Below are 2,078 nucleotides of genomic sequence, written 5' to 3' on the forward strand. Positions count from 1 at the left end.
GGGCTCACCAGCCGGCGCGCAAGCCAGTCGAGCTGCTGCGCGCGCTGTTCGAGCCGGCGTTCCATGCCGCGCGCGAGCGCACGCTGGCGCTCGCCGACCTCGCGCAGCAACAGCGCGCGCTGCGGGCTCGCGAGCTCGGCCGCGCCGGTCGGCGTCGGCGCGCGCACGTCGGCCGCGAAGTCCGCAATCGTGAAATCGGTTTCGTGCCCGACGCCGCTGACGACCGGCAGTTCGCTCGCCGCGATCGCGCGCGCCAGCGCCTCGTCGTTGAACGACCACAGATCCTCGATCGAGCCGCCACCGCGACAGACCAGCAGCACGTCGACCTCGCGGCGCGCATTCGCGGTCTCGACGGCCGTGACGAGCTTTTCCGCGGACCCGGCGCCCTGCACGGGCGCCGGATAGACGATCACCGGAATGTGCGGCGCGCGACGGGCGAGCGTGGTCAGCACGTCGCGCAGCGCGGCCGCCTGCAGCGACGTGACGATGCCGATCGCGCGCGGGTGGGCCGGCAACGGCCGCTTGCGCTCGGGCGCGAAGAGCCCCTCGCCCTCGAGCTGCGCCTTCAGCCGCAGGAACGCCTCGTACAGGCGCCCCTGCCCGGTACGCCGCACGGCTTCGACGTTGAGCTGCACTTCGCCGCGCGGCTCGTACATCGTGACGACCGCGCGCACCTCGATCCGGTCGCCTTCGCGCGGCGTGAACTCCGCGTATTGCGCGCGGCCGCGGAACATCACGCAGCGCATCTGCGCCTGCTGGTCCTTGATCGAGAAATACCAGTGGCCGCTCGCGGCGCGCGTGAAATTCGACACTTCGCCCGAAATCCACAGCAGTGGAAACGAGCGCTCGAGCATCGTCGAAATCGCGCGATTGAGCGCCGAAACGGGAATCACTTCGTCACCGCCGCGGGTCGCGCCCGGTGCGGCAAATGGGGAGTCGGAAGGCATGGACGGTTGGATGAATGCTGGCGGCGACACGATAGTCCGACACGCGCGCGACGTCCAGCGCCGGGCGCATGCGCGATGACGTGCCGAAGGTGTCCACATTTTGGCAATCGTCGGTCTAAAACGCGCGAAAACCGCAAAAAAGACCAGACGATTCGCAATAACACATTGATTTTTATATATTTTTAAATCTTTCGGAATGATTCTCATCCGATTCGAGGCCCACCCGGCGGGCGTTTGACGCCATCGAACGGGGCGTTCTTCACAGAGTTATCCACAAGCCGCCGCGATCCGTCCCCGCGGGCTGCGTCGGCCGGTCGCGCTTGCCGCGCCCGCCTGCGGCGCGCTAGAGTGCCGCCTTCCGCAGACCCCGCGGCATGCGCCGCCCAACGGAGAATCCGCCTTGACGAATCCGTCCCACGCCGCGGCACACGACATGCCGCGCACGGCCCGATGAGCGCGCCCGACGGCCCGCTTGCCCGGCTCGAAGCGCGCCTGACACGCGAATGGCAGCGCCGCGGCGCGCTCGCGTGGGCGCTCACGCCGTTCGCATGCGTGTTCGGCCTGTGCGCGGCGCTGCGGCGCACCGCCTACGTACAGGGCTGGAAGAAGCCGGTCGACGTCGGCGTGCCCGTCGTCGTGGTCGGCAACGTGACCGTCGGCGGCACCGGCAAGACACCGACCGTGATCGCCCTCGTCGACGCGTTACGGGCAGCCGGCTTCACGCCCGGCATCGTGTCGCGCGGCTACGGTGCGAACGTGAAGGCGCCGACCGCCGTCACGCCCGCGTCGCGCGCCAGCGTGGGCGGCGACGAACCGCTGCTGATCGCACGCCGCACCGGCGCGCCGGTCTGGGTGTGCCCCGATCGCGTCGCGGCCGCGCAGGCGCTGCGTGCCGCGCATCCGGACGTCGACGTGATCGTCAGCGACGACGGCCTGCAGCACTACCGCCTCGCACGCACGGTGGAGCTCGTCGTGTTCGACCACCGGCTCGGCGGCAACGGCTTCCTACTGCCGGCCGGGCCGTTGCGCGAGCCGCTGTCGCGGCGCCGCGACGCCACGCTCGTCAACGATCCGTACAGCGGCGCGCTGCCGCCGTGGCCCGACACCTATTCGCTCGCGCTCACGCCGGGC

At 70.3% G+C, this 2,078-nt stretch carries 2 protein-coding genes; one reads left to right on the plus strand and one right to left on the minus strand.

From position 1 onward, the window contains the following. On the minus strand, nt 1-947 hold a 947-nt coding region (gene xseA / locus G3N64_RS38955; protein WP_205788873.1), incomplete at its 3' end, for an exodeoxyribonuclease VII large subunit. Between the two features lie 450 nt (nt 948-1,397). On the opposite strand from xseA, the gene lpxK reads away from it, so the two are divergent. Further along, nucleotides 1,398-2,078, plus strand: a 681-nt coding sequence (gene lpxK, locus G3N64_RS38960) for a tetraacyldisaccharide 4'-kinase (protein WP_205788874.1), incomplete at its 3' end; no start/stop codon positions are given.

The sequence above is a fragment of the Burkholderia sp. Ac-20344 genome (assembly GCF_017104975.1).
Lineage (GTDB): Bacteria > Pseudomonadota > Gammaproteobacteria > Burkholderiales > Burkholderiaceae > Burkholderia.